This is a genomic window from Gemmatimonas sp., assembly GCF_044345575.1.
Classification (GTDB): domain Bacteria; phylum Gemmatimonadota; class Gemmatimonadetes; order Gemmatimonadales; family Gemmatimonadaceae; genus Gemmatimonas.
Map to the genome: position 1 here is coordinate 1 of NZ_JBIJAW010000353.1, position 3,352 is coordinate 3,352.

Below are 3,352 nucleotides of genomic sequence, written 5' to 3' on the forward strand. Positions count from 1 at the left end.
GTGGCCGTTTCGAACTTGCGGGCGAACGCCGCTTCGAGATCGGCACCGTGCAAACCCGACAACTCGATCAGGTTGGAATGCGCACCGGTTTCCGTCACGACACACGCTCCGTCGCGGCGAACAGTACGGGCGCATCGGGGAGGAGCACGGCAGACAAAACCGATCCCGCTTCCACCTGCGCGACATGTTCCGGTACTTCGAGCAGGGCGTCGGCGAGGGCCATGGTTCGCAGCAGATTGGATCCCTGTGCGCCGGCGAGTCGCGCTTCGAGCATGCCATCCGGACCGACGTGCAACGTGATGCGCAGGAAGTAGGTAAGAGGCGCCGGCGTGTCGGCCGCATCCATCATGCGAACCGGAATCCGCGCGTGGTGCACGGCGGCGTGGCCACCCAGTGCCCGCAGCAATGGCCAGGCGAACAATGCGCCGGTCACCATGGTCGACACGGGATTGCCGGGCAGACCAACCCACGGTACCGAGCGCACGGTACCGGTACCAACGGGACCACCAGGGCGAATGCGTGCCCGCCAGAAGCTTTGCGATCCGCCCAACGCAGCGAGCGCGTCTCGGGTGTAATCGTGCGCGCCAACCGACACGCCGCCGGTGGTGACGAGCAGATCGCAGCCGGCGTCGAGCGCCCCACCGATCGCCTGCGTCAGGGCGTCGAGTGAATCGTGCACCAGCGGGGCCATGGTGACCTCGGCCCCAGCCCCCCGCAAGAGGGCCGGCAGCGCATAGCTGCTGGAGGACACGATGCGATGGCCACTCTCCACTTCATCGAACCGGTCGAGCAGGACCAGTTCGTCGCCGCTCGAAACGATGGTGACGCGCGGTGCCGCGAATACGGGCACGTCGCGCATGCCGATGCTCGCCAGTGCGCCGAGGTGCGACGCACGGAGTGACGTGCCCGCGGTAAACAGGACACTGTTGGCCGCGATATCCTCACCACGCGGCCGTACGTTGCCACGCCCGAGAACGTCGCGGTCGTGGCGAATCTGCACGACCGATTCACCACCGTCGGTGTCCTCGATGCGCACAACTGCATCGGCACCGGGAGGCATGGGCGCACCGGTCATGATGCGCACGGCCGTTCCCTGCTGTACCCACGGCAACGAGGTGGGGTCGGCGCCGGCCACACTGGTGCCGACCACGGGCAACGCGCGCGGCACGACGGTCGTGGCCCCAAGCACGTCGGCCTTCTGCACGGCATACCCATCCATGCCGGCGTTGTCCCACGGAGGCAGCGCGATACGGCTAGTCACGTCCTGCGACAGGGCGCGTCCGAATGCCTGTTCGATCGGCACGACCTCGCTGCGGGGGCGCCGTTCCCCCGCTCCCCGGAGCACGGCGGCGAGGGCATCGGCAAACGACAGGCCCGTTGCGGCGCCCATCCCCGTGTTGCCGGTCACTTCCCGCCGCCGCTGGTGAGGGTACTGCCGGCCAGGAAGCCGGCGATGAGATCCTGCACGCGCTCCACTTCGCGGTTGGGCGTCGTGAAGTTGTTCGCAAGCATTGAGAAGAGCAGTACGCGCCCGTTGACGGTCGTCACGTAGCCGCTCAACGAACGCGTTTTGTCCAGCGTCCCGGTTTTCGCACGCACGTTGCCTTCGGCGGGCGTGCCGCGCATGCGCGAGCGAATCGTGCCGTCGACACCGGCAATGGGCAGCGCGTCGCGGAACAGCGCGGCGTGCGGCGAGCGGCGCATCACATCGAGCACCTTCACCACCGCGCGGGGCGTGAGGTAGTCGTGCCGCGAGAGGCCGCTGCCATCACGATACGCCACGTCGGCCGCGGTGATGCCCCACGAGGCGAGCGTGCGCGTGCCGATCGCCTGCGCACTGTCGGCCGACCCGCTGCCCGTGGCATGCAGCGCCACCGTGCGGAAGAACAGTTCAGCCATCTGGTTCTGCGACGGCTTTTCCATGCGCTTGAGCACTTCGGCGAACGGGGGCGACACGATCACCGCGAGCGTATCGAGCGCGCGGCCGCTCGTGTCACGGCGGGCGAGTGGCTTTCCCCGCACGACGATGCGTTCGGCCGCGAGCGACTCCCCGAAGGCAGCGACGAACGCATCCGCGGGGTGGCGGTAGGCCACGGTGAGTCGCGCACTGTCGCCGAGGGCGAGCGTACCTGTAAGCACGAGGGTGTGTCCCACGCTGTCGTACGCGGCCTGCAGGCGGGCCGGTCGTGGCGCGCCGGCTGCCGCGACGCTGTCGCGGGTCGTCGCCTCGATACGCAGCGCCGGGTAGCGCAGCGTGGGCGTCGTGCTGGCCGACACGGCGGCGCCGATGGTGCGACCGGCCCGCACCGTCACATACAGCTCGCCCTCGTTGAACATCAGCTCGTCGATGGCGGCGCTATAGGCGGCGTCGAAATCGTCGTAGGCCCACCCGTAGCCGGTGGTGAGCCCCGGCAGCGCGTCGCCAGCGGGCAAAACGTGCCCGGTAATGCGGCGAATGCCGCGGGTGCGCAATGCGGTAACCGCTTCGTCGAATGCCGCCTGAGCCCGACCGCCGCGCAGCGCGTCACTGATGCTCGGATCGCCGCTTCCCTGCAGGTACACGTTGCCGTACCACGTGCTGCCGCGTTGCATGCCATGCAACAAGACGGGCGTGCGCCACCGGTAGTCGGGGCCGAGCACGGTGGTGGCAATGGCGCCGGTCAGCAGCTTCTGGTTCGACGCCGGCATGAACAGGCGATCGGCGTCGTGGCTGACCAGCGTGTCACCCGTCTCCGGGTCGACCACGAGAATGCCGAGCCGCGCATTGCGCCACATCGGCGCGGCGACGATCGAGTCGACCGTGTGCTGCAACTGCTGCTTCACCGTGGGTGCGGGTACCTCCGCCACGGGCATCATGGCCGGCGCGACCGGCTCCGGCCGGCGTGGCTCGATCGACGCCTGCGTGCTCGAGCGCGCGCACGCGCTGGCCACCACCACTGCCGTGGACGACCAGATGGTCATGGCGGTCCATCGCATCGCGCGGCTCACGCGTCCACCTCGTAGCTGCTGCTGAGTGTCGCATCTTCGGCGAGATGCACCTTGATCACACGCGCCGTCGTGTGCGCGAGCGCCGCCTGCACCCGTTCGCAGATGAAACGCGCCAGGTTTTCGCCGGTGGGAATCATCTTGCCGTCGGCGAATTCCGGCACATCGAGATTGATGTTGCGGTGATCGAACCGGTCACGCACTTCCCGTTGCAGCACCCGATCGAGAAACCCAAGGTCCACGAGAAACCCGGTCTCCTCGTCCACCGGCCCTGCCACCGTCACGTCACACACGTAGGTGTGCCCATGGTAATTCGGATGGGCACACGCGCCGAAGATGTCGGCGTTCTCCTGATCACTCCAATCGG

Annotated in this window: 3 protein-coding genes; all 3 read right to left on the reverse strand. The window is 68.0% G+C overall.

Going from position 1 to position 3,352, the window contains the following annotated elements:
• Positions 1-94: 94 nt before the first annotated feature.
• Positions 95-1,408: a gephyrin-like molybdotransferase Glp gene (glp, locus tag ACIQ6O_RS15005; protein ID WP_396208587.1), complete on the reverse strand. Its 1,314-nt coding sequence runs from the start codon at positions 1,406-1,408 to the stop codon at positions 95-97.
• Entirely contained in the window at positions 1,405-2,988 is a 1,584-nt protein-coding gene (dacB, locus tag ACIQ6O_RS15010; protein WP_396208588.1) for a D-alanyl-D-alanine carboxypeptidase/D-alanyl-D-alanine-endopeptidase, read from the reverse strand. Before dacB ends, glp begins: the two co-directional genes overlap by 4 nt.
• Positions 2,985-3,352, reverse strand: a 368-nt coding sequence (locus ACIQ6O_RS15015) for a 6-pyruvoyl trahydropterin synthase family protein (protein ID WP_396208589.1), incomplete at its 5' end; no start/stop codon positions are given. The genes ACIQ6O_RS15015 and dacB, both read right to left, overlap by 4 nt.